We start from the raw sequence: 26,224 nt of genomic DNA on the forward strand, positions 1-26,224 counted from the left end.
AGTATGCGACAGTATTTTTTTTTAATTGGAATTTCCTCAGTTATACATGGAACGTTTCATAGAAAGCCCTAAAAGAATGATAGTTTAGAGTAATTGAACTATAATTTATGCTTGCCTTTTGTTTTTTTTTGAAATTGCTTTAATATTAATAAGAGCTATTTGTTGCATAAAAATTGTATTTAATTTAAAATAAAAGATAGATTAATGAGAAGGTTTTTACTAGTGTTTATTTTACCAATACTAATTTCGAGTTGTAAACATCAAGGTTAAATTCATGATAAAATAGAAGTGGCTGAGGTGTCAGGTGAAGACCGCATGGAATGGTGGCAAGAAGCTAGATTTGGTATGTTTATTCATTGGGGCATTTATTAAGTACCTGCAGGTTTTTATAAAGGCGAAGCACAAATTAAAAAGTTATAGACCTTTTTTCTGTCTTTTTGAAAGAGAGTTTATACCTCAAAAGAGTTCGGTTTTCAGCACTTTACCTTATTTCTTATTCAATTTTCCATTTAATTTTTAAATGGTTTATATTTTATGACTTTGGAGTAATAATTTATATCTTTACACCTATAGTTTCTTTAAAATTTAGTAGAGTTTATAAATGAATTTAAAATAAAATATAATGTCGAATAACTTATTTGATTTAACAGGAAAAGTGGCACTAATTACAGGTGCAGTGCATGGCCTAGGAATGGCCATGGCAAAAGGATTAGGAAACGCAGGAGCTACTATTGTAGTGAACAACAATTCGGAAGATATGTTGCATGAGGCCGTTGCAGAATATAAAGCATTAGGTTTAAAAGCATTTGGATATGTTTTTGATGTAACCGATGAAAAAGCAGTCATTGAAAATATTGCGAAAATAGAAAAAGAAGTAGGAGTCATAGATATCCTGGTAAACAATGCTGGTATTATTAAAAGAACACCACTTGCAGAGATGGAAGTTGTTGATTTTAATGCCGTAATACAGGTTGATTTAGTAGCACCATTTATAGTTTCTAAACATGTTGTCAAAGGTATGATAGAACGTCGCTCAGGAAAAATTATTAATATTTGCTCTATGATGAGTGAACTTGGAAGAGATTCTGTAGGTGCTTATGCAGCAGCAAAAGGGGGCTTAAAAATGTTAACACGTAATATGGCAACCGAATGGGCTAAATTCAATATCCAAACCAATGGTATTGGACCTGGCTATTTTGCAACAAGTCAAACTGCACCAATACGCGTAGATGGACATCCATTTAATGATTTTATTATTGGAAGAACACCTGCAGGCAGATGGGGAGACCCTTCAGATTTACAAGGAACGGCAGTATTTTTAAGTTCTAAAGCTAGTGATTTTGTAAATGGGCAAGTGGTTTATGTTGATGGAGGTATTCTTGCAACAATAGGGAAGCCTTCAAATGAAATATAACTATCTATTTATTAGTTATAATTATTATAAATATTTTCCCATATTAAGTATTTCTAAGAATAAACCTGATTGCGCATTTGCTTTTTGTAGCAAAAGAGTTCTATATAGAACTAATTAATTGCTTTAAAGCAAATAAGCCATCAGGTTTGTTTTAATAAAGTTTAATCCATAAGCTTTATTTAGTGATGTATTATGATGAATTATAAAAGGTTTACTTAAACCTTATAATGTTAAACAAATTATCACTAATTAAATTATGTCTTCAAATATTTTAAATAGGGTAATAATTTATAGTGGTTGAATCATAATTTATACTTCTTCTTTTGTTTAAATAATGTTATACCTTTTTAATCTAAATGATTTATTATTAGTGGTTTAAGTATTAGGTGTTTTTCGTCTAAATCTTAATTAACCCTTGTTAAATAAGAATATAATCCTTCATAATCCTGACCTCATATCGTTACTAGCTCCAGCCCCATCATTAGTTTGCACCCCTTTTACAACTAAAATATAGTATACCCCTTCGTAAATAAGGCCAGTTCATTGAGCGTAAAGTACTTGATTTTAGATAAAAGAAACTATAAGATCTTATAAATAGATAATAATTTGAAGATGAGTTTTAAAAAAACAATAATATTTTAAAAGTGATGCATCATGAAGCAGTTGATAAAGGCTGTACTTATTATATACCAACAGGAAGAATTTATGCTATTGGGGCAGGTGTTTTATTAGCCAAAATTCTACAAACCTCAAACATTTCTTATCGTGTTTTTTTTATAATAGAGTTGATGCTAAAACTTTGTTAACAAGATAGTTGCATCACGATTTAGCGATTGGTGTTATAGGTTTTAAGTTTCACGAAACATATAAAACGGACTATAAAAGTGAAGGAAATAAGGTCGTATAACTAGAGCAAACACCATATTTTAAGACTAATATTTTAGAAATTAATGAAGATTTATCTAAGAATTATTCACAAATAGACTCATTTCTGATTTATATTTGCGTAGAAGTAACATTAACAATTGAGTATGCAAAAGAATCTTTTAATATTAAATAAGGAGAAACGATGTTGCTTCAGTCGTCTTTTCAAGAATTAAAATTAATAAAAACAAGCGCAAGAATATTAGAGTTTCACATGTCATATTAAAGACATGCTTTACGAAGTCTTTGGTTTTATTGCAACAATAGGAAAACTTTCAAATATAAAATAACGTTAAATAAAGATTATGAAATTAATTAAACCATTAATTATAGGTATTGTTCTACTTGCATTACATTCCTGTAAAGACAAAGCAATTAAAATTACAGTTACAAATCCATTAGACGTAGAAAGGTCTTTTGAAACCGTAGAACTTACAAAGGAATTTTTAGAAGTAACAGATTTAACCAATATAGGTATTAAAGAGGTAGCTTCTGGTAAATTGCAAGTTACTCAAAATGTAGATGTTGATGGAGATGGTATTATGGATGTGTTATTATTTCAGCCAGTAATTCCTGTAAAATCAGAAATAGATTATGAAGTTGTTACAATAACTGAAGCTGAAAAACCAACGGCACCAGATTATTGTTACTCGCGTTTTGTGCCAGAACGTACAGACGACTACACATGGGAAAACAATAAAGTAGCTTTTAGAGTATATGGACCAACCGCACAAAAAATGATAGAAGATGGTGTAAAAGGAGGCACCTTATCAAGTGGAGTAGATGCATGGTTAAAAAAAGTTGAATACCCAATTATTAACAATTGGTATAAGAAAAATTCAATTAAAGCTGGTGCATACCATTTACCAAGTCAAGAAGGGCTAGATAATTTCCATGTAGGTGTAAGTAGAGGTGTTGGAGGTTTAGCTGTTAAAAAGGATACAACATACTATTATTCTAAAAACTATACAGAATGGAGAACCATTACAACCGGGCCAATTAGAACGAGTGTTTATTTAAACTATGCTAATTGGGATGCTAATGGTAACACCATAAAAGAATCTAAAGTAATAAGTTTAGACCTAGGAAGTGATTTTTCAAAATTTGAAATAAATTTAGAAGGTACTAATACAATTTCTGCAGGATTAACACTTCATGAAAAAGATGGTGTTGTTTCTGGCGATAATAAAAATGGTTGGGTGAGTTATTGGGAGCCTCATGGTGATTCTGAGTTAGGAACCGCTATTATGGCCTCACCAGAGTATTTTGTTAGCTATGAAACATATGATACCAATCAAAAAGATTTAAGTAACGCTTACGCTAACTTAAAAGTAATAGATAACAAAGTGGTGTATTATGCTGGATTTGGATGGAAAGAAAGAGGAGAATTTAATAACAAACAAGAATGGGAAGCACATTTAAATGATGTTTCAAAAAAAATTCAAAACCCGTTACTAGTTAAATTGAATAAATAATTTTTAAATTTGTTACAGTAATTAAAAGAAATAAATTAATATATAAATAGCCTAATTTAAAATATATAAAAATGGATATTAACTACGAAACGCGTTACGCATCAAGTCCAGCGGCAGTAAAACAATTAGATACAACTGAATTAAGAAATGAATTTTTAATTGAAAATTTATTTGAATCAGATAAAATTAATTTGGTGTATTCTCACTATGATAGGTTTATAACAGGCGGTGTACTTCCTGTAAATAAAGCAGTCGAGTTAACAGCAATAGATCCTTTAAAAGCGCCTTATTTTTTAGAGCGTAGAGAATTAGGAATTATTAATATTGGTGGAGCAGGTACTGTATCTGTAGATGGTACAGATTATGTTTTAGAAAACAAAGAAGCATTGTATGTTGGACAAGGCAATAAAAAAGTGGTTTTTTCTAGTAAATCTGGAAGCGAGCCAGCTAGATTTTATTTAAATTCAACTCCAGCGCATAAGGCATATCCAACAAAAAAAATTGGAACTAGCGATGTTGAAGTTATTGAACTAGGATCGCCAGAAACTGCAAATGCAAGAACATTAAGAAAATACATAGTAAATAGCGTTGTAGACGTTTGTCAATTACAAATGGGAATGACTACAATTAAGCCAGGAAGTAGCTGGAATACAATGCCGGCACACGTGCATGATCGTAGAATGGAAGTGTATTTCTATTTTGAAATTCCAGAAGGTCAAGCAGCTTGTCATTTTATGGGCGAACCACAAGAAACAAGACATATTTGGATGGGAGATAGTCAAGCGGTTATTTCACCACCATGGTCTATTCACTCTGGGTCTGGAACTAGTAGCTATTCGTTTATTTGGGGTATGGCAGGAGAAAATTTAGATTACGGAGATATGGATGTTTGTTACATTCCAGATTTAAGATAAGTTTAAATCTAAAAAATTATAAATAGTAAAAACCCAAGGAATTAATTTCTTGGGTTTTTTGTTTTTTTACTATTGGGGTTTAGTTTTCTATCCTTCTATCCACACATTATGACTCCAATGTTTATAATTTTTAGCCTCTAAAAATTAAGCTTTTCAATAATTTAAAATGTTTTATTTATTTAATAAATAGCAGTATCTCAATATTTATAATGCAGACACTACAGGATAGTTTTTTATTCAAAAAAAATTTAATTTGAGAAGAAGGTTAGTTTATATTTTAAAAATTAAGTGTATTCTAAAAAGAATAATTAGAATTTTTATAAATGGTTGAAAGTTTAATTAAAATAAAAAATATAGAGAGTAACGATATTCCTAAATACAAAAAAGTATTTAATGCTTTTAAAGAGTCTATTGAAACAAGTAACTATAAAGCAGGGGATAGTATACCTTCAATAAATGAATTTAGTAAAGATTATAAAATATCTAGAGATACAGTATATAAGGCATATACATTGCTTAAAAATGAAGGTTTAATTAAATCTACACCTAACAAAGGCTATTATATAAACGACAATAAAATAAAGGTATTATTATTAATAAGTACTTTTAAAGCTTATAAAGAAGTCATGTATCATTCGTTTATGAAAAATTTGCCGGATAATGTGATTATTGATTTACAATTCCATCATTATAGTGTAAAGAATTTCAAGAATATGCTAGATCTTGATAGTGGTGAATATTACAAATACATAGTAATGGGTTTTAATCATCCAGAGGTTTTAAAAGCTATTCAAAAAATAGATGATAAAAGACTTTTGTTGATTGACTGGGATTTATCTTCAAAAAAACCTGCTAATTTCCTTTTGCAGGATTTTGGAAAAGGGTTTTATAAATGCCTAGAAAATGCTTTACACTTGTTTAAAAAATATAATACTATTAATTTTATTTACCCAGAATATACATTTCATCCTTGGGAAAGTGTCGTGTATTTTAAAAAATTCTGCGCCAAACATAACCTTAATTATAAGGTAATAAAAAACTCAAAAGAATTTAAAATAAAAAAAGGACACGCGTATATAAGTGTAAACGACAGAATGCTTTATGAGTTGCTTGATCAATGTATTATGTATAATTTTAGTCTAGGTAAAGATGTAGGGGTGTTATCATATAACGAAACACCTATTAAAAGATTAACATATAAAGGTATTTCGGTAGTTTCAGTCGATTTTAAAGAGTTTGGAGCTAAGGCAGCAGAGTTTATTACTTCAGACAATCAAATTCATACATATTTACCAACGTCATTAATAATAAGAGAATCCTTATAAGCTAATTTTCTTCTCATAGCTTCAATTTCTTAATCAATCATGTATGCTTATGGCAGGATAAAGCAGGATGGTACATTTCTAGTTGTTTTTTAACTTTGGTCTTAAGTTAATATTAAGTTTTACCTTATAACCATAAATTAAATTTCACTAATAAAACCAGAATCAAAAATGGTTTGTAAAAGCATTTAAGATATTATAAATAATGAAAGATAAAAATATAAAATGGGGTATTATAGGCTGTGGCGATGTGGCTGAAGTGAAAAGTGGGCCTGCTTTTCAGAAATGTAACAACTCCGAATTATTGGCTGTTATGCGAAGAAATGGAGATTTAGCTCAGGATTTTGCCAAACGGCATCATGTGCCGCTATGGTATGATGATGTAGACAAACTTTTAGAAAATCCAGATATCAATGCAGTTTATATTGCAACCCCTCCATCCACACATTTAGAATATGCGCTAAAAACATTAAAAGCTGGCAAAGATGTTTATTTAGAAAAACCAATGGTGCTTTCTATGGATGAAGCAAAAGACCTAGAAAATGCTACGAATAATAGTAAACAGAAACTAGTGGTTGCTCATTACCGTAGATTTTTACCAATGTATCTTAAAGTGAAAAATTTACTTGATACCCATGCCATAGGTGAAGTTAAATATGTAGATCTAAGATTTTTACAGCCTTACGACTTTAACGATAAAGCTACCTGGAGGTTAGATAAAGAAGTTTCTGGTGGTGGTTATTTTCATGATATAGCACCCCATCAAATAGATTTAATGTATCACTTTTTTGGAGACTATATTTCGGCAAAAGGGATTGCTGTGAATCAGTCAGGAATTAATACGGTTGATGATACGGTTAACGGAATAATTAATTTTAAAAATAACGTCCAATTTCGAGGTATGTGGTCATTCGCAATACCAAAATATTTAGAAGAAGACCGTTGCATTATTTATGGAGAGGATGGCACTATCGAACTGTCATTTTATGAAGAACAACTTAAAATTAAAACAAAGGATATTCACAAAGAATTTAATTTTAAAAACCCTGTAAATATTCAGCAACCCATGATACAAGAAACGGTTAATTATTTTCTAGGAAAAAGAAGTAACCCTTGCCCTGTACAAGATGGCGCATTGGTAATTAACCTTATGGAAGCATTTACAAAAAATAATATATAAATGATATTTAAACCTGTAATTTTAAAAATAGCCTTTTTACTTTTCTTAAATGCTATGGTCTTTTCATGTGAGAGTGGAAATAAAAATAGTAACCTACAACGTGCTAAAGTCAATATAAATAATGACTGGCAGTATTTAGAAAATAATACAGAACATATTGGTGATGCACAAAAGGAAACCCATTGGAAAAAAATTAATTTACCTCATTCTTGGAACGCCTTAGATGCTACCGATATTACTCCTGGTTACAGGCGAAGTGCAAGTTGGTATAAAAAAGACTTAAATATACCTAACATTATTTCAGGTCAAATTTATCAGCTATATTTTGAAGGTGTAAACATTGAAAGTGAAGTATACGTAAATGGTGAAAAAGTTGGAGGGCATACAGGTGGCTATATTGGCTTCTTAGTCGATATTACAAAGGCTATTTCAACCGGGAATAACGAAATTTTGGTTCGTGTAGATAATACTTATAACCCAGAAGTTATTCCATCGCAAAAAAGTGATTTCTTTATTTTTGGAGGAATTACGCGAGATGTGTGGTTAGAAACGTTGCCGTCAGATTATCTTTCTAATCTAAAAATTACAACACCAAAAGTATCAAATTCAAATGCAGAAATACAAGCAACGGTTGTAGTTAATTCATCAAATATTTCAAATTTAAAAGTAAAAGCAAGTTTATTGGATGCCGATGGAACATCTATAAAATCATCTCTTTTTGATATCTCAGATAGTATGTCAGAAATAAATTTTAAGTCGATAGTTAACCCGAAATTGTGGGATATAGATCACCCAAATTTATACACATTAGCCGTTCAACTTGTTGAAGATAACATTGTAAAAGATGAGATTTCTGATCGTGTAGGTTTCAGATGGTTTGAATTTAAAGATTATGGTGCGTTTTATTTAAACGGAAAACGCTTATTGTTAAGAGGAACACATAGACATGAAGAACATGCTGGCGTTGGTGCGGCTATGAGTAATAAACAACATAGGGCAGATATGGAACTTATAAAAGATATGGGAGCTAATTTTGTGCGTTTAGCACATTACCCTCAAGATCCAGAAATTTATAAGGCTTGCGATGAATTGGGTTTACTAGTTTGGGATGAGTTGCCTTGGTGTCGTGGAGGTTTGGGTAACGATGCTTGGAAATTGAATACTAAAAATATGCTAGAAGAAATAATTGAACAAAATTATAATCATCCAAGCATTATCTTATGGTCTTTAGGAAACGAAATTTATTGGTTGCCAGACTTCGAAAATGGAGATAATAGAGAAAATATTAATGTTTATTTAAAAGAATTAAATGATTATGCACATAAATTAGATCCAAGTCGAAAAACAGCTATTAGAAAATATTATGAAGGTGCAGATATTGTTGATGTTTTTTCACCATCTATTTGGTCTGGTTGGTATTCAGGTAGTTATAAAAGCTATCAAAAAGCTATTGACCAATATAAAAAAGAATACCCTCATTTTTTACATGCAGAATACGGGGGGTCTAGCCATTTAGGCCGTCATACAGAAAATCCAATAACTGGCGAAGGCAAAATCCAGTCTGATGGTTGGGAAGAGGCTATAGTACAAACAGATGTTGCTAATATTGCTCAAATAGGAGATTGGAGCGAAAATTATATTGTAGATTTATTTGATTGGCATCTACGTATATCAGAAAACGATTCAACTTTCGTTGGAAATGTACAATGGGCTTTTAAAGATTTTGGTACGCCTTTGCGTCCCGAAAATGCTATACCATATATGAATCAAAAAGGTTTGGTAGATAGAACAGGCAAACCAAAAGACGCCTTTTACGTATTTAAAAGCTATTGGGGTAAAGACCCTTTTGCATATATAGAATCTCATACTTGGACAGAGCGACAAGGTCCAAAAGGAAAATCAAGAGATATAAGTGTTTACAGTAATTGCCCAGAAGTAGAACTTTTTCTAAATGGTAAGAGCCTGGGAGTTAAAAGGCGAGACACAAAAATATTTCCTGCATCTGGTTTAAACTGGACTCTTAATTTTAATGAAGGAGAAAATAATTTAAAAGCGATAGGTAAAATAAGTAACAGTAAAGAAGTTATTGATAGCCTTAAAATAAACTACCGGTATGCGAAAAATGAAAAGGCAAGGGCTCTCAAGTTAAGCTATAAGCTGTTAAATAATGGTAATTACCTAGTAACAGCTAAAGCTATTGATGCAAAAGGCTTGCGTTGTTTAGATTATGAAGAGCGCGTTTATTTTCAATGTTTAAATGGAGGGGAGGCTCTAATAAGTCAGGGCACTCCAACAGGGAGTGAGATTATTGAAATGGCAAACGGACAAGCGTCAATTGAAATAAAAAGACATTCAAAAGACAAGCCTCTACAAGTTATGGTGCTAAACCAAAATTTTAAAGGGACTTACTTAACAATAAACTAAATATGAATAGCAAATGCTTTTTTCTGCCTTTTTTTATACTGTTAGCATCTTGCTCAAGGGAAACTAAAACTGATTTTGAAATAGTTAAAGACCTTGTAAAAGATGGAGTTCTAGAAGATGCTCAAAAATTTTTGAATTTAGAACCTGTTACGGTTACATCTCATACCTCTAAAAGAAGCGCTGGAACCAAGCATGATTTTTATTCTGAAGGCGATTATTGGTGGCCTAATCCAGAGGATCGTGATGGCCCTTATATTCGTAAAGACGGATTATCAAACCCCGATAATTTTGTGGCACACAGACACTCTATGATTAGACTTAGTCAAATATCAGGTGCTTTGGCTTCTGCATATCTAATAACTAAAGATGATGTTTATTTACATAAACTGATGCTGCATTTAAAAGCTTGGTTTGTTAATGAAGACACCAAGATGAATCCCCATTTACTTTATGCACAAGCCATAAAAGGAAAAGTAACGGGCAGGGGAATTGGTATTATTGATACCATTCATTTAATAGAAGTAGCCTTAGCTGTAAAAGTCATTGAAGATTCAGACCTCTATAAGAAACAAGAAGTAAGTGAAATAAAAGATTGGTTTTCAGAATATTTAAACTGGCTTACTAGGCATAAATACGGCATTAAAGAACGTGATCATGGTAACAATCATAGTACATGTTGGGCAATGCAAGTGGCAGCTTTTGCTAAGTTGGTAGATAATAAGGAGCAAGTGCTATTTTGTAAGCGAATGTTTAAAAATAAACTTCTATTAGAGCAAATGGCAATCGATGGAAGTTTTCCTAAAGAACTAGCAAGAACCAAACCCTATGGTTATTCTATTTTTAATTTAGATGCCTTGTCTGGTTTAGCACAATTATTAACTACGAATAAAGATAATCTTTTTACCTATCAAACTCAAGACGGTAATAGTTTAAAACTAGGAGTTCAATTTTTGTTTCCTTATATTAAGGATAAAAATACATGGCCTTTTAAAAAAGATGTTATGTATTGGGAAGATTGGCCGGTAAAACAACCAGCGCTACTTTTTTCGGGATTAATGTTTAATAACGATAATTATATTGAAACATGGAAAGCGCTACCCGAAATGCCTAATAAGCATGAAGTAATAAGAAACATGCCAATTAGGTACATTTTATTGTGGATTCAGAAATAATACTATACAACACGTAATAAGTTCTTTGTAAGGGTTTTTTGTTAAAAACACCAATATGCAGTATAGTACAGGATAGTTGAACAATGAATATGTTGTAAAATTGTTAACATATATTTAAGACTATTTTTTATTAAAAAAAGTCTTGTATATATCAACTAAATTAATTTTATGTTAAAACTAAATCTCAAAATGAAACAAAATTTTAAAAGACAATTTCCTGTCTTTGGATGGATGTTAATGCTAGTACTGGTTTTGTCCGGTTTTACAAGTGTTAATTTACAAGCACAGGAAAGGATTTCTGGTGTTGTTAAAGATGTTGGTGGCATCCCTTTACCAGGTGTAAGTGTCATTCAAAAAGGAACTTCTCGAGGAGCGTCAACAGATTTTGACGGAAACTATGCTCTTGAATTAACTACAGGTGAAAAAACTTTAGTGTTTTCTTACATAGGTTTTAAAACGGTTGAAATTTCAGTAAAAGGACAAACAACCATTAATGTAAACCTAGAAGAAGATATAGCGAGTTTAGATGAAGTAGTTATTGTAGGTTATGGTACCCAGAAAAAAGAAAGTGTAGTGGGAGCCATTACTCAAGTAAAAGGAGCGGACTTAATGCAAAGGGCAGCAGGTATCACTAATGTTGAAGAGGCATTGCAAGGTAATTTACCAGGTGTTACTGCAATAGAAGGTAGTGGAGCTCCTGGAGAGGATAATATAAGAATATTTATTCGTGGACTAAGTTCATGGAATGGTGATGGAGGTCCGCTTGTTTTGGTAGATGGTGTAGAGAGGTCCATGACAGATATAGATATGAACGATATCGAAAACCTGTCGGTACTTAAAGATGCTTCTGCTACAGCTGTTTTTGGTGTAGAAGGTGCAAATGGTGTAATATTAATTACTACTAAGAGGGGTAAACCAGGAAAAGCAGAGTTGTCTCTAAATTTCAATACAACCGTTAAAATGGTGTCGCAATTACCAGAAAAATTAGATTCTTATGCTGCAATAACACAAGCAAATAGCTCTATTCTTAGAGAATTAGCAATTCAGCCAAACTCATGGGGTGATTATACGCCAATGGCTATTCTTGATAAATACAGGAACCCGGCATCTTTGGAAGAAAGTTATATTTATCCAAACATTAACTGGGAAGATGAATTGTTGAAAGATTTTGCGCAAGATTATCGAGTTAATTTGTCTGTGCGTGGTGGTAATAAAACGGCTAAATATTTTGGTAGTTTAGCTTATCAAACCGTTAGTGATATTTTTGATGGTGGTAAGTACGATAATGGACGAGGTAATTTAGGCGAGTTTAAGTACGATAGATTTAACTTTAGAAGTAATATTGATTTCAATATTACAAGTACAACAGAGTTGTCTGTTAATCTTGCTGGTTTTTTAGGGGTTAGAGAAAAACCTGCTAGTGTGAGTAATGTTACAAATGGAATTTACCAAATAGCTCCAAACCTATATACACCTGTATATCCAGATGGTTTATATGGGCAATCAATAAATTCGGCTTTTATTTTCAATAATCCTATTGTTGCTTTATCAGCCAATGGGTATGATACTTTTAGGAACTTTCAAGTAAATACAGATTTTATACTAAAGCAAAAATTAGATTTTATAACGGAAGGCCTGTCTTTTCAAGGGCGGTTTTCGCTAGATAATAATATGAGAAGTAAGCAATCCTTAAATGATGGGGGTGTAATATATAGGTTTTACGATGGTGATCGTGAGCAGTTTGATATTCCAGATAGTGGTAGTCCATTTGATTATGTTCAAGATCCTTGGACTTTAGGAACTTCACAGGTTGAGAATGGTGAAAGAGAAAGAAACTTAACTTATGATTTTTCTTTCAATTATGATATGAGTTTTGGTGAGAAACATAATGTTACTGCGTTGTTTTTAATGAGAAGAAAAGAAATTGCTAAAGGTAGCGTTTTTCCAAAGCACCTTGAAAGTTGGGTGGGAAGACTAACTTATAATTACGATTCAAGATACTTTATAGATATAAACGGAGCTTACAATGGGTCTGAAAAATTTGGTCCAGAATTTCGTTTTGATCTCTTTCCTTCTATAGCTTTAGGTTGGACACCATCAAACGAAGCGTTTTTAGAGAATGCTGATTGGTTAAATAAACTTAAAATCAGAGGGTCTTATGGGCTTGTTGGTGATGATAAACCTTCAGATAGGTTTGGGTATATTACCCAATGGGCAAATGGAGGTCCTGTATTTGGTTCAGCATTTTTAGTACCAAGTACATATCAGGGCACAGCAGGAAGATCGCCTTATACGTTTTATAGAGAAGATTTAGTTGGAAATCCAAACCTTCAATGGGAAACATCTATTAAGTATAACATAGGGGCCGAGTTCTCTATATTTAATGGAATGTTAACTGGTGAATTTGATTATTTTGCAGAAGATCGTGATAATATTATAGTACAAGGTAAAGACCTAAGTGTACCAGATTTCTATGGAGCAACGCCTCCAGATCTTAATACTGGTGAGGTTGAGGTAAGAGGTTTTGAGCTTGTTCTTGGTGCCAATCATACTTTTGAGAACGGGTTAAATCTATTTGGTAATTTTAACTATACTCAAGCCATAGATAAAGTAATATCAAGAGACGATCCAATAGGTAGACCTGATTATCAAAGGTTTGCTGGTTACCCTATTGGGCAATCAAGAACAGCAATTCCCGCTGGGATTTTAACCAACTGGGATGATGTTTATATGTCAACACCAGTAGTAAACAATCAGAACGTAACACGTGTAGGGTATTATGACGTTGTTGATTTTGATGGAGACGGTATTTACAATTCTAATTTTGATAATGCACCGTTTGGTTATCCAGAACAACCACAAAGAAACTGGAGTGCTACTCTAGGGGCTAAATATAAAGGATGGAGTCTTTCGGCGCAGTTTTATGGCACTCAAAATACTTCTAGACGATTTAGTAACAATACCTTTACGCAACAAACACCATTAATTTACACGCACGATTTAGATTATTGGACCGTAGATACGCCTAACAATACAGATACACAACCGGCATGGTCAGCAAATGGAGCTACCAATCCTAGAGATACATGGTTGGATGGATCGTTAACAAGGCTTAAAGCAGTTTCTTTATCTTATGATGTACCTAGTGAATTTTGTGAAAAAATTGGACTGAAGAAACTTCAAGTTTTTGCGAACGGTAATGACCTGTACTTATGGTCTAATATGCCAGATGATAGAGAGTTTAATACTGGAAATAATGCGCAAGAAATAAGTGATTCGCAATCTAGAGGAAATTATCCTACTCTAAAGAGATTTAACTTTGGTTTTAATATGAATTTTTAAAAAAAAGAAATAATGAAAAACTATAAAATAAAAATATTAATAATCCTAGGACTCGTATTGTCTTATTCATGTGAGGATTATTTAAATCAATCACCAGAGTCAGTCATAGACGAAGTAGAGGTTTTTTCAAGCTTTAAAAATGCGCAAGGTTTTGTTGAAGAAATGTATGCCTCAGTAGTAGCTTATGAAGTGCAAGCACATACCTTTCAAGACTTTCTTTTGGGTGATGACGGCCATGTTAATAGAGAAGTAAAAATAAGTGGTGATATAGATGCAGGTAACTTCAATGCTGTGATATCAGATAGTTATTCTTACTTCAATAACCACCTAAGTTCTGAATATGGTTTAACAGGTACCAATTCTGCCAATGTTGATAATATTAATAATTTTAATAGACAAAGACCGGGGTTATATGATGGCAGCTTACGTGGTATTCGTAAAGCTAATATTGTAATTGCGAATATTGATTTAATGGTAAATGCAAGTCAAGAGGAGAAAGATGTTCTTCTAGGACAGGCTTATTTTTTTAGAGCATTTTTCCATAATGAGATTATGAAATTTTGGGGACGTTATCCATACATTGATAGAGTATTAATAGAGGATTTTGAAATACCACGTCCAGAAACCTATAAAGAAGTGGCTTTACTTGCTAATGAAGATTACAAAAGAGCTATTGAGTTATTACCTGTAGATTGGGATAACGAGACTTATGGACAATTAACATTTGGTGAAAATAAGGGTAGGCTTACAAAAGGAACGGCATATGCTTTCCAAGGTAAAAACTTACTATTAGCAGCAAGCCCTTTAATGTTTGGAAATAACGGTAGCGTAAATACCTATCAATATGACACCGAGTTATGTGATATGGCTGTTGATGCTTTTGCAGGGATTCTTAAATTAGCAGACCAAGGACGTTATGGATTAGCTTCTTGGGAAAATTATGATGAGGTGTTTTGGAAAACAGCAACACCTAATGCATGGCCAGGAGGTACAGAATATGTGTTCTCTGCAGGAGGAGGTAATCAAGATCAAGCCGAAAGATTTATGACATCTGGAGTAAATAGAGATATACATGGTAGTATTTCTGAAAGTATCTCGCCTACTCATAATTATATTCATAACAATTTTGGAATGTCTAATGGACTTTCTATAGAAGATGATCTTAGTGGCGCATACGGTACACCGTTGTTTAACCCTACTAAGCCTTTTGAAAATCGTGATCCACGTTTTTACAGATGGCATATTATAGATGGGCAGGAGGTAGCTCCAAAAGCAACAGGAGTAGACGCACAGCACAGATTTGCGCAACTTTGGTATGAAAATACAAGTAATGCAGGTATACACCGTAGAACAATCTTTGATAATAAAAAGTCTACAACCGGCTATATGTGGACAAAATTTTATCCTAAAGTAGATGGCGAGTATCATAGTAAATGGAATAACATTATAGGTCAATATTCTGGTATGCGTATGCATATGCGACTTACAGATGTTTATTTAATGTATGCAGAAGCATTACACGCATCTAAGGGAGCAACTACGGCACCAGCATCTTACAACTTAACTGCCGAGGCAGCTATTAATTTATTTCGTGATCGTGCGGGTATTCCTAATGTACATCCTAGTATAGTGGGAGATAGCAACAAGTTTATGGATGAACTTAGAAGAGAAAGAGCTGTCGAGTTAAGTTATGAAGCACACAGATGGGTAGATATTCGCCGATGGGGATTAGCACATTTAGATAAATACAAAAGAAAATTAGCCTTAGATTTTCCAGAAGACAGAACTAGCTTTACAGAAAGACTTATTGTCGAGAGAATTTGTGAGTTTCCGCAACACTATTGGTTACCTTTTGAAGCTAAACAAACGCGAATTTACGAGGGCTTCCCTCAAAATCCAGGTTGGTAGTCATGTACAAATTCGTTTTAATTAATATAAAGAAAAAAATGAAGATAAATAAATTATATAGGTTGTTTACTCTAGCTTGCTTAATGGTATTTGGCTTAAGTAATATTACAATGGCTCAAACAAAGGGTGTAGATGTAAAAGCAACTGTGGTTGATGAACAAGGTAACCCCTTAAGCGGAGTTGCTGTTTTTAGCCCAAGTGGAGATAAAGCAACTTCGGATGCTAAAGGACAGTTTCAAATACCATTACGTAGTGATGAATCTGTTGTAATTGAAAAAAAAGGGTATGAATCAGAACTTATTGATATGTCTGACTTAACAGGTAATATTACCTTGGTTAAATCTCCTTTTCTCGCTTCGGAAGATGACGAAATTAAGATGGGAGTTGCCACTAAAGTTCGTCGTGATATTGTAGGAGCAGTATCATCAATAAATACAAGAGACCGGTTAACCTATGACAATACGCAATGGGTAAGAGATTACATTAACGGCTTAACCCCAGGAGTTAGAGGTTCTGATAATATTAGAGGTATAGGTAGTGCCATTTTTGTTATTGATGGTGTTATTGGTCGTGATCCTAATATTTTAAATATGGAAGAGGTTGAGCAAATAACGGTTCTAAAAGACGCTAATTCTGTGGCATTATACGGTAGTCAAGGTAGAAATGGAGTTATTGTTATCAACACAAAACGCGGTCAAATTAATAAAAAAGAAGTTAATGTGAATATACGTACTGGAATAAGAGCGCCAAGGGCGTTGCCAAACTATTTGAGTTCTGCTGCATATATGACACTTTTTAATGAAGCTAGAAATAATGATGGGTTGGATGATTTTTTCGCGCCATCACTTATTCAAGAATTTAGAACAAGTAATAACAGATACAAGTACCCAGATGTAGACCTGTATTCAAATGAATTTGTACAACCTTTTATAAATGCTACAAGCGTTATTTCTGAGTTTTCTGGTGGAAATGAAAAAAATCAATATTATGTTAATGTAGGCTGGACTAGTGAAGATGCCTGGGTTGATATAAATGACGATATCAATGCTGGTGCTAATCGTTTTAATGTAAGAGGGAATATGGATTTTAAAATAAACGATTGGATTAGTAGTAGTCTGGATGGAATTGCAGTTATTAGCACAAGTAAGTCGTCAAGAGCTAATTTATTAAGTGAGGGTACTACTTTTAGGCCAAATACCTATTCACCATTTATACCAGTTGATTTAGTTGATACTAGTGACCCAACGGTTGCCGGTCAATTACAAGCGGCACGTAAGTTTAATGGATTTCTTTTAGGATCAACGCAACAGTTTGGTACAGACGCACCTATAGCTCTCGCTATTGCTGGTGGTTATCAAAACACGGTGTTTCGTTCTACACAGTTTAACAATACAATTAATTTTGACTTAGACAGGGTAACAAAAGGCTTAACGGCTAAAACCTATGTGAGTTTTGATTTTTATGATTCTTATAATTTATCCATAAATAATGACTATAAAACATATGTACCAGGTTGGGAAGGCGATAGAGTCACTAATTTTGGTATTAATAATGTTGATCCACTTAACCCTTTTGCAGATAATTCTGGTATTTTTGGTGAAGACCTAAAAGATATAAAAGAAAATGTTAGCACCAATGGTTTTGTATCTCGATTTGGTATTTATGGTCTGATTAATTATGAAACCAATTTTGCCAAAGACCATTCTTTAAGTACGACATTTCTAGGGTACTATAATTCACAAAAGAGAAATGATGTAATTCAAACAGATGTTGATGCGCATTTAGGATTTCAAATGGCTTATGACTTTAAAAAGAAACTATTTTTCGATTTTAGTGGAGCCTACGTTAATTCACTAAAATTAGCGGAAGGAAACAGAGGTGCTTTATCACCAACTTCTGGTGTGGCTTACATTTTAAGTGAAGAACCGTTTTTAAAAGATAGTAAATTTTTCAACTACCTTAAGTTAAAGGCTTCAGGGGGTATTATAAAGTCCGATCAGGGTATTGGTGGTTATTACTTATATGATGCAAACTATTCTGATGGTAACAATTTTAAGTGGGCTGATGCAAATGCTAATAGCAGACAAAATATTTCCCAAGGCCAAAATCTTGACTTAGGTTTTGAAGAACGTATAGACTTAAATATTGGTTTTGAGAGTTATTTAATGAATTCACTTTGGTTAGAATTTAATTATTTTAAAACGGAACTGGATAAACAAGTAGATTTTTTAGATGCCCAATACCCATCTTATTATAATACATTTAGACCTTATGATAATTTTAATAAAAATGAATATACTGGTTTTGAAATAGGAATGAATTACAATAAGACCTATAATGATTTTTCAGTAGGAATTGGTGCTAACGTTTTATACAGCCAAACGAAAGCCCTAAAACGTTCTGAATTAAATGAGTTTGCTTATCAAAATGCAGTTGGTAGAGAACTATCTTCAATTTTGGGATTAGTAGATCAAGGTTTTTATGCGGAATCTGATTTTGACACAGCTGGTAATTTAAATGCTGGTCAACCTATTCCAAATTTCGGAAATGTTCAGCCAGGAGATATAAAATATCAGGATCAAAACGGAGATAATATTATTGATAATAATGATAGAGTTGAAATCGGACAGTCTAGCAGTCCTTGGAGCTATGGTGTAAACCTAAACCTAAAGTATAAAGCATTTAATTTATACATACTAGGTACAGGGCAAACAGGAGCTGTTCGTGATAAGTTACATGATGATTATAACAATTACTATGGCGTAAATGGTGATGTTAAATATTCTGAAGTTGTTTTAGGACGATGGACACCAGAAACGGCAGATACTGCAACGTTTCCAAGGTTGTCATCACAAAACAACTCGAATAACTTTCAAACCTCTTCATTTTGGTTGTTCGACACGAGTTATTTTACTATAAACCGTGCGCAATTAACATACGAATTCAATGATAATTTAATTAACAAACTTGGTATGGAAGATTTAAGTTTAAATTTGCAAGGAACTAACCTCTTGGAAATAGCAAAGAACAAAGATATTCGCCAATTAAGAATTGGTGCTACACCACTAACTAGGTCATTTACTCTAGGTGTGAGAGCGTCATTTTAATATAATTAGAAAATTAAGATAAATAAAATGAAAAATTTAATAAAATATATATTAATTATGCTGGTATTTACTGGTATGATTGCCTGTGATACTCTGGAACCTGTTGATGAAAACAGGTTAGATTTTGATTTTGTTAGCACGAATCCAGAGGCAGCAGAAGGAATATTATTAAATGGATATTCTAACTTAGTTAATCAATATTCATTTTCTGAAGCGGCTACAGATGATGCTGTTACTAATCTTTTAACTCGTGTTAGTAATACTGTAAATAATGACTATAAGCGAATGGCTCTTGGCGAGTTAAACGCGCAATTTAATCCGGCATCCCGCTGGAATAATTTTGAGCGCGTATTCTGGGTAAACAGATTTATAGAAATTGTTGACGCCGGAGAAATGCAATGGAGTAGAGATACCTTAACTAACGATATGTTTAATATGCGTTTGAAGGGAGAAGCGCTTGCACTTAGAGCATTACATCATTTTTATGTGCTACAGGCGCACGCTGGAGTAGGCGAATCTGGTGAGTTACTAGGTATTCCATACTTTACTGAATTTATTGAATCTGACGGTGATTTTAATACACCGCGTTTATCATTTGAAGCTTCTGTTCAGGCGATTATGAAAGATTTTGATGAATCTTTAGGTTTATTACCAACAGATTATGGATTAAGTGAGGGAAATGTAGACCCATGGTACTCAAATTTAGAAAATTTTGATTTTAATAAATACCAAGTAGTCAATGATAACTTTTTTGATTTACGAATTTCAGGAAGAATTGTAAAAGCACTAAAAGCGCGTTTGGCACTTTTTGCTGCAAGTCCTTCATTTTTAAATGATCAAGGCTATTATAATATGGCAGCAAATAATGCATCCGAAATTTTAAATACTATTGGTGGTGTTGCTGGTTTAAATCCAGATGGAGGTGAATTTTATAAAGAAAAGGATGAAAATAATGTAATAATAAGAGACGAAATACTTTGGCGTGGATCATTAGGAAGTATTAGTTCAACTTATGAGAAAAGAATGTTTCCGCCTTCAGTTAATGGAAGAGGAGAGATTAATCCAACGCATAACTTTGTAAATGCATTTCCTATGGTAGATGGAACCCCAATTGATGAGTCTAGTGATTATGACCCACAAAACCCTTATGCTAATAGAGACCCTAGATTAGAAAAGTATGTTGTTCTTAATGGGACTTCTTTTGGTGGTGGAATAATTAATACAGGTCTTGGTGGCGGAATTGATAGGTTGGATTCTATTCCACAGTTCTCAACTACTACGGGGTACTACCTTAAAAAATTATTACAACCAGATGTTAAACTTAATAACGATGGAACTACATCAGGGAAAATACATGCTGACGTGTATTTTAGATATACTGAATTATTTTTAATATTAGCAGAGTCTGCTAATGAAATTGGTGGTCCAGATTATCAGGTTAATGGAATTACCGCTCGAGATGTAATTGCAGCAATACGTGATAGAGCCGGAATTGCACCAGATAATTACTTGGCATCTATTACGAGTCAAGAGGATATGCGAGATTTAATTAGAAATGAACGTCGTATAGAACTAAGTTTTGAAGGGCACAGGTTCTGGGATCTTAGAAGATGGGGACTACCTTTAAATGAAACGGCCAAGGGGTACTTTTATAATGGTACTAATTATGTAGAGTTACCGTCTGTAGAAATTAGAAATTATCAACCGTTTGCTACTTATATGCCAATTCCAAATGCTGAAACGATAAAATTTTCAGAACTTGAGCAAAACAATGGTTGGTAGCATAATTGTTTACCTTAAAAGAATTAAAAAATATTAGACATGAAAATAAAATTAGTAATAATACTGGCTATTGCATTTAGTTTAATGGCTTGTGAGAATCAAGAAAATGAATTTGACGATTTTGGTTCAACTTCAGTATATTTTCCATTTCAAACCCCTGTAAGAACACTAATTCAGGGTAAATATGATTTAGGTTATAATGATAACGATAATAATGGTCGATTTGAAATTGGCGTTGTTATGTCGGGCGTTTATAATAATAATAAAAACCGTAGGGTATATTTTGAGTTGGCTCCCGAATTAATAGATCCAAGTCAATTGGCAGGGGTAGAATCAGTAAATGTAAAAGTGTTACCTGCTTCTTATTATACTATAGAACAAGAAAGTCCAGTAACAATTCCTTCTGGTTCTACAAAAGGACGTATCCCGGTGCAACTTACAGATGCATTTTTTGATGACCCACTTGCATTTGTTGCAGAAAAGGATTCCGTTAACTATGTTCTACCTCTTAGAATTACAGATTACGAAGAATTAGATTCGCTTTTAACAGGTGTTCCAGCTGTAGATAGTCCTATTAAAATACGTGAAACTGATTGGCAAACACAAGCACAACCTAAAGACTATACACTTTTTGGTATTAAGTTTATGAACAAATATCAAGGTATCTATTTAAGACGCGGTGAGGATGCAGCTTCAGGGGCTAACGAAACGGTTACGGTTTTTGAAAGTGGTGATCCCACAGTAACAGTTTCAGAGGAAATTGAAGGCTCTACAGTTTATAGATCTGAGTTTGTTGTAGGTGATGAATTACTTCCAGTATCAACTGCCGGAAGGAAAAGTGCAATTGCTACTATTGATGTTAGAAGGCCAGGTATTGCTACTAATAATAAGCTGTCTTTACTATTAACATTTAACGATAATGAAGAAATTACTGTTACTAATGCTGATCCAGCTAGTACTGTTGCTGTAACGGGCTCAGGAAAATTTGTAGAAGATGGAGATGAATGGGGAGGGGAAACTCGAGACGTAATTTACTTAGATTTTGAGTACCGAGAAACACAAGTTGAAGTCACAGAGAACCGCTTTTTTGGTAGATTAATTTCAACAGAAACAGCCACATTTGATTTATTACATACAGTTAAAGATACTTTAGTAATAAGAGACCGAGATGTAAAATTTGAGGAGTTTACTGTAAATTTAGAAGAAACGCCTTAATTAAAAATAGTTAAATTAAATAAGTTAAAAAATAGCGGAGGTCATAATAGATCTCCGCTTTTTTTATGTATTATATAAAGTTATAATCTACAAAAAAAGTAATATGTAATTTTCAGGATACAACAGGACAGTTTCGTATTTGAAATACTATAATTTTATATAAAATTAATACGGTTTTCTTTTCAGTAGATTTATTAGATAATTAACAAATTTGACCTAATATATAAAATGAGCAGATATAATATAACATATGTGTTTAATACTGTTTTAAATTATGTAATTAATTGAGTTAGTCAAGTATAGCCTCCATTTAGAATTAAGTTTTAAAATGGAGGTTTTTTTATTTATCTAAAAGTTTATTATTTTTATTCAGGACAGAGCAGGATAGATATTGAGCTACAAATTTTTATTTTTATCTTTTAAATTTTATATTAAAAAAACTAATCTAAAGTAAATTATTAAAATTAATAACACGTATGTTTAAAAATAGTTTTTTAGTAGTCTTATTTGGGGCTTTGAGTAGTTTGAATTTTTCTCATGCTCAGCAAAATAATAATCAGGAAAAACCAAATATCATATTTATTCTTACTGATGATCAGCGTTTTGATGCTATTGGTTACGCAGGAAATGAGTTTGTAGAAACACCAGAGATGGATAACCTAGCAAAATCTGGGACCTATTTTAATACAGCAATAGTTACAACACCAATCTGTGCAGCAAGTAGAGCAAGTTTACTAACGGGTTTGCATGAAAGGGCGCATAATTACAATTTTCAAACAGGAAATATTCGAGATGAATACATGACAAATTCGTATCCAACTGTTTTAAAAAATAATGGATACCATACAGGGTTTTATGGTAAATATGGTGTAAGGTATAATCATTTGGATAAACAGTTTGATGAATATGAAGATTATGATAGAAATAATAGATTCAAAGATAGAAGAGGGTATTATTATAAAACTATAGATAATGATACAGTACACTTAACTAGATATACAGGACAACAAGCTCTTGATTTTATCGATAAAAACGCAACAAACGAAAAACCATTTTGCCTTTCATTGAGTTTTAGCGCACCACATGCACACGATGGCGCACCAGAACAATATTTCTGGCAAGAAACCACAAATGATTTACTTTCTAACACAACAATACCAGGTCCTGAATTAGCAGATGATAAATATTTTGATGCACAACCTAAAATTGTTAGAGATGGTTTTAATTGGTTAAGATGGACATGGCGTTATGATACTCCAGAAAAGTATCAGCATAGTTTAAAAGGCTATTATAGAATGATCGCCGGCGTAGACTTGGAAATTGCCAAAATCCGTAAAAAATTACAAGAAAAAGGAGTTGATAAAAACACCGTAATAATTGTTATGGGTGATAATGGTTATTTTTTAGGTGAACGTAAACTAGCTGGAAAATGGTTAATGTATGATAACTCTGTACGTGTACCCTTAATTGTGTTCGATCCTAGATTAAATCAACATCAAGATATTGATGATATGGTTTTAAATATTGATGTACCTCAAACTATTGCCGATATTGCAGGGGTTAAAGCACCAGATACATGGCAAGGAAAAAGTTTAATGCCAATTGTTAAAAAAGAAGCTAATAATATAGGAAGAGATGCCGTTTTAATTGAGCATATTTGGGATTTTAGTGAAATTCCGCCAAGTGAAGGTGTTCGTACCGATGAATGGAAATATTTTAGATATGTTAATGATAAGTCTATTGAAGAACTTTACAATTTAAAGAAAGATCCAAAAGAGGTTAAAAACCTAATAGGAAAGAAAAAATACAAAGCGATAGCTGATGAATTACGTGCTAAGCTAGACGAGTTAATTAAGAAAAATAGCAACGAATACAGAGCTGCTCCAACAGATTTAACGGTTGAATTAATAAGAGAACCGGCTACAGATGTTGAAATATTTGATTTAAAACCAGAATTTGGATGGACAGTACCATTAGGCTCTAAGTTTCAAGGTGCATATCAAATTTTAGTAGCTTCAAATAAAAAGGATATCGATAATAATAATGGTGATGTTTGGGATAGCCAAAGAGTGGCATCACTTAAATCTACAGATGTTGAGTATCAAGGACCTACTTTAGAAATAGGAAAAACATATTATTGGAAAGTTCGTATTTGGGATGAAGCAAATAGGTTAGTTGATTATTCAGAAGCGCAAAAATTCACAACGGGAAAGCCAGATGATTATATCATTTCAACTGAAAACAAATATGAAGTAGATAGAGTAAAGCCTGTTAAATTTGAAAATAGAGGTGATTTTTACTTTATGGATTTTGGTAAGGCTGCCTTTGCAACTATAGACTTTAATTATGAAGCTAAAGAACCGCATACATTAACGGTTAGAATTGGCGAAATGCTTGATGATAAGGGGAATGTAAATAGAATTGTACCAAAGAAAAGTAACATACGTTATCAAGAAATTAAGGTTGATGTAACCCCTGGACAAACAAAATACCAAATTGCAATTAATCCAGTTCCAGACAAACGTATGAAAGGACCAAGTAAGGCCATTCCGTTACCAGAAGGTTTTCCTGTACTACAGCCTTTTAGATATGCTGAAGTTGAAGGGGCTAAAACTGCTTTAAAATCTGAAGACTTCGAACAATTAAGACACACGAGTTATTGGGATGATAATGCCAGTAGTTTTAGTAGTAACAATGATATTTTGAATCAAGTTTGGGATTTCTCTAAATACTCTATTAAAGCAACAACGTTTAACGGATTGTATGTAGATGGAGATAGAGAACGTATTCCTTATGAAGCTGATGCGTATTTAAATCAGTTAAGCCATTATACTACTGATAGAGAGTTTGCAATGGCAAGACGTACCATTGAGTATTTTATGGAGCATCCAACATGGCCTACAGAATGGCAGCAGCATGTGGCGTTGTTAATCTACGCAGATTACATGTATACGGGAAATACTGAACTTATAGAACGTTATTATGAACCTTTAAAACATAAAACACTTTTTGAGTTATCTAATGAAGATGGTTTGATTACATCAACAAAAGTTACAGAAGAGTTTATGTATAAGTTAGGTTTTAAACCGGGTTATAAAAAACCATTGACTGATATTGTAGATTGGCCTTCAAAGAATTTTGCGGGAAGTAAAACAAAAGGAGAGCGTGATGGTTTTGTATTCAAACCTTACAGTACAGTTATTAATGCATTCTTTTACGAGAATATGAAGATTATGGCTGAGTTTGCCAACTTATTAGGGAAAACCCAAGAAGCTTTAGATTTTGAATATAGAGCTGCAAAAGCTAAAAAAGCGGTTAACGAGCAAATGTTCGATAAAGAACGTGGTGTTTATGTTGATGGTATTGGTACAGACCACGCCTCTTTACACGCCAATATGATGCCTTTAGCATTTGGACTTGTTCCAGAAGAACACTTTAGTTCTGTTGTAGATTATGTAAAATCTAGAGGAATGGCTTGTAGTGTTTACGGTGCGCAATTTTTAATGGATGGTTTATACAATGCAGGAGAAGCAGATTATGCTCTTGAATTATTAGCGAGTAAAGCTAAAAGAAGCTGGTACAATATGATTAGAGCAGGCTCAACAATTAGCTTAGAAGCCTGGGATTATGAGTATAAAATAAACTTAGATTGGAACCATGCTTGGGGTGCGGCACCTGCAAATGTAATTCCGAGAGGGCTATGGGGAATTAAGCCTAAAACCGCAGGATTTGGTGTAACAACCATTAAACCTCAAATGAGTAAATTAAAATCTAGTGAGATTACCGTACCAACTGTAAGAGGTCAGATTAAAGGAAAATATACGTACAATGGGGCTAGATTACAGACCTATGAAATTGAAATTCCAGGCAATATGGTTGCAGAATTTTCGCTTAACGGCTTAGAAGGAAAAGACTTAATTCATAACGGAGAAAAAGTGCCCTCGGCCTTTGAGTCTATAAGGCTCGCACCGGGTAAACATACTATACAACTAAAGATTAATTCATTTTAAATATAAAGCATCTTTCATCTGGAAGATGCTTTTTT

At 33.0% G+C, this 26,224-nt stretch carries 14 protein-coding genes; all 14 read left to right on the forward strand.

Annotation, left to right across the window (positions count from 1 at the left end; all coding sequences use genetic code 11):
• Positions 1-297: 297 nt before the first annotated feature.
• The 14 genes from SJY43_RS10015 (at position 298) to SJY43_RS10080 (ending at position 26,189) form a co-directional block, all read left to right on the forward strand.
• Positions 298-372, forward strand: a complete 75-nt coding sequence (locus tag SJY43_RS10015) for an alpha-L-fucosidase (RefSeq protein WP_396603404.1) — start codon at positions 298-300, stop codon at positions 370-372.
• 250 nt (positions 373-622) lie between these two features.
• Positions 623-1,414 carry a gluconate 5-dehydrogenase gene (locus SJY43_RS10020; RefSeq protein WP_396600598.1) on the forward strand — a complete coding sequence of 264 codons (792 nt, stop codon included), beginning with the start codon at positions 623-625 and terminating at the stop codon, positions 1,412-1,414.
• Positions 1,415-2,643: 1,229 nt separating this feature from the next.
• Positions 2,644-3,813 (forward strand): DUF4861 family protein, encoded by a 1,170-nt coding sequence (locus tag SJY43_RS10025; RefSeq protein WP_396600599.1) that lies wholly within the window; start codon positions 2,644-2,646, stop codon positions 3,811-3,813.
• Between the two features lie 71 nt (positions 3,814-3,884).
• Positions 3,885-4,727: a 5-dehydro-4-deoxy-D-glucuronate isomerase gene (kduI, locus tag SJY43_RS10030; RefSeq protein ID WP_396600600.1), complete on the forward strand. Its 843-nt coding sequence runs from the start codon at positions 3,885-3,887 to the stop codon at positions 4,725-4,727.
• A gap of 323 nt (positions 4,728-5,050) precedes the next feature.
• The gene (locus SJY43_RS10035; protein ID WP_396600601.1) at positions 5,051-6,052 is read left to right on the forward strand and encodes a GntR family transcriptional regulator; all 1,002 of its coding nucleotides are present in this window, start codon (positions 5,051-5,053) and stop codon (positions 6,050-6,052) included.
• A gap of 202 nt (positions 6,053-6,254) precedes the next feature.
• A complete protein-coding gene (locus tag SJY43_RS10040) occupies positions 6,255-7,229 on the forward strand; it encodes a Gfo/Idh/MocA family protein (protein ID WP_396600602.1) in 975 nt (324 codons plus the stop codon).
• A complete protein-coding gene (locus tag SJY43_RS10045) occupies positions 7,230-9,653 on the forward strand; it encodes a glycoside hydrolase family 2 protein (RefSeq protein ID WP_396600603.1) in 2,424 nt (807 codons plus the stop codon).
• A 2-nt stretch (positions 9,654-9,655) separates the two neighbouring features.
• Entirely contained in the window at positions 9,656-10,825 is a 1,170-nt protein-coding gene (locus SJY43_RS10050) for an alginate lyase family protein (protein ID WP_396600604.1), read from the forward strand.
• Positions 10,826-11,014: 189 nt separating this feature from the next.
• Positions 11,015-14,167 carry a SusC/RagA family TonB-linked outer membrane protein gene (locus SJY43_RS10055; RefSeq protein ID WP_396600605.1) on the forward strand — a complete coding sequence of 1,051 codons (3,153 nt, stop codon included), beginning with the start codon at positions 11,015-11,017 and terminating at the stop codon, positions 14,165-14,167.
• A gap of 12 nt (positions 14,168-14,179) precedes the next feature.
• Positions 14,180-16,075 carry a RagB/SusD family nutrient uptake outer membrane protein gene (locus SJY43_RS10060; protein WP_396600606.1) on the forward strand — a complete coding sequence of 632 codons (1,896 nt, stop codon included), beginning with the start codon at positions 14,180-14,182 and terminating at the stop codon, positions 16,073-16,075.
• 110 nt (positions 16,076-16,185) lie between these two features.
• Complete coding sequence (locus SJY43_RS10065; RefSeq protein ID WP_396600607.1) at positions 16,186-19,182, forward strand: SusC/RagA family TonB-linked outer membrane protein; 2,997 nt, start codon at positions 16,186-16,188, stop codon at positions 19,180-19,182.
• 27 nt (positions 19,183-19,209) lie between these two features.
• The gene (locus tag SJY43_RS10070; protein WP_396600608.1) at positions 19,210-20,964 is read left to right on the forward strand and encodes a RagB/SusD family nutrient uptake outer membrane protein; all 1,755 of its coding nucleotides are present in this window, start codon (positions 19,210-19,212) and stop codon (positions 20,962-20,964) included.
• A 39-nt stretch (positions 20,965-21,003) separates the two neighbouring features.
• Entirely contained in the window at positions 21,004-22,179 is a 1,176-nt protein-coding gene (locus SJY43_RS10075) for a DUF5627 domain-containing protein (RefSeq protein ID WP_396600609.1), read from the forward strand.
• Between the two features lie 476 nt (positions 22,180-22,655).
• Positions 22,656-26,189: a sulfatase-like hydrolase/transferase gene (locus tag SJY43_RS10080; protein WP_396600610.1), complete on the forward strand. Its 3,534-nt coding sequence runs from the start codon at positions 22,656-22,658 to the stop codon at positions 26,187-26,189.
• Positions 26,190-26,224: the final 35 nt, after the last annotated feature.

The sequence above is a fragment of the Algibacter sp. R77976 genome (assembly GCF_044594645.1).
Lineage (GTDB): Bacteria > Bacteroidota > Bacteroidia > Flavobacteriales > Flavobacteriaceae > Algibacter_B.

What these genes read in the sequence shown, in the direction of transcription:
- SJY43_RS10075 (WP_396600609.1), top strand. Translation starts at nt 21,004, where the DNA reads ATGAAAATAAAATTAGTAATAATACTGGCTATTGCATTTAGTTTAATG.
- SJY43_RS10025 (WP_396600599.1), top strand. Translation starts at nt 2,644, where the DNA reads ATGAAATTAATTAAACCATTAATTATAGGTATTGTTCTACTTGCATTA.
- SJY43_RS10060 (WP_396600606.1), top strand. Translation starts at nt 14,180, where the DNA reads ATGAAAAACTATAAAATAAAAATATTAATAATCCTAGGACTCGTATTG.
- kduI (WP_396600600.1), top strand. Translation starts at nt 3,885, where the DNA reads ATGGATATTAACTACGAAACGCGTTACGCATCAAGTCCAGCGGCAGTA.
- SJY43_RS10020 (WP_396600598.1), top strand. Translation starts at nt 623, where the DNA reads ATGTCGAATAACTTATTTGATTTAACAGGAAAAGTGGCACTAATTACA.
- SJY43_RS10040 (WP_396600602.1), top strand. Translation starts at nt 6,255, where the DNA reads ATGAAAGATAAAAATATAAAATGGGGTATTATAGGCTGTGGCGATGTG.
- SJY43_RS10035 (WP_396600601.1), top strand. Translation starts at nt 5,051, where the DNA reads ATGGTTGAAAGTTTAATTAAAATAAAAAATATAGAGAGTAACGATATT.
- SJY43_RS10070 (WP_396600608.1), top strand. Translation starts at nt 19,210, where the DNA reads ATGAAAAATTTAATAAAATATATATTAATTATGCTGGTATTTACTGGT.
- SJY43_RS10065 (WP_396600607.1), top strand. Translation starts at nt 16,186, where the DNA reads ATGGCTCAAACAAAGGGTGTAGATGTAAAAGCAACTGTGGTTGATGAA.
- SJY43_RS10050 (WP_396600604.1), top strand. Translation starts at nt 9,656, where the DNA reads ATGAATAGCAAATGCTTTTTTCTGCCTTTTTTTATACTGTTAGCATCT.
- SJY43_RS10055 (WP_396600605.1), top strand. Translation starts at nt 11,015, where the DNA reads ATGAAACAAAATTTTAAAAGACAATTTCCTGTCTTTGGATGGATGTTA.
- SJY43_RS10080 (WP_396600610.1), top strand. Translation starts at nt 22,656, where the DNA reads ATGTTTAAAAATAGTTTTTTAGTAGTCTTATTTGGGGCTTTGAGTAGT.
- SJY43_RS10045 (WP_396600603.1), top strand. Translation starts at nt 7,230, where the DNA reads ATGATATTTAAACCTGTAATTTTAAAAATAGCCTTTTTACTTTTCTTA.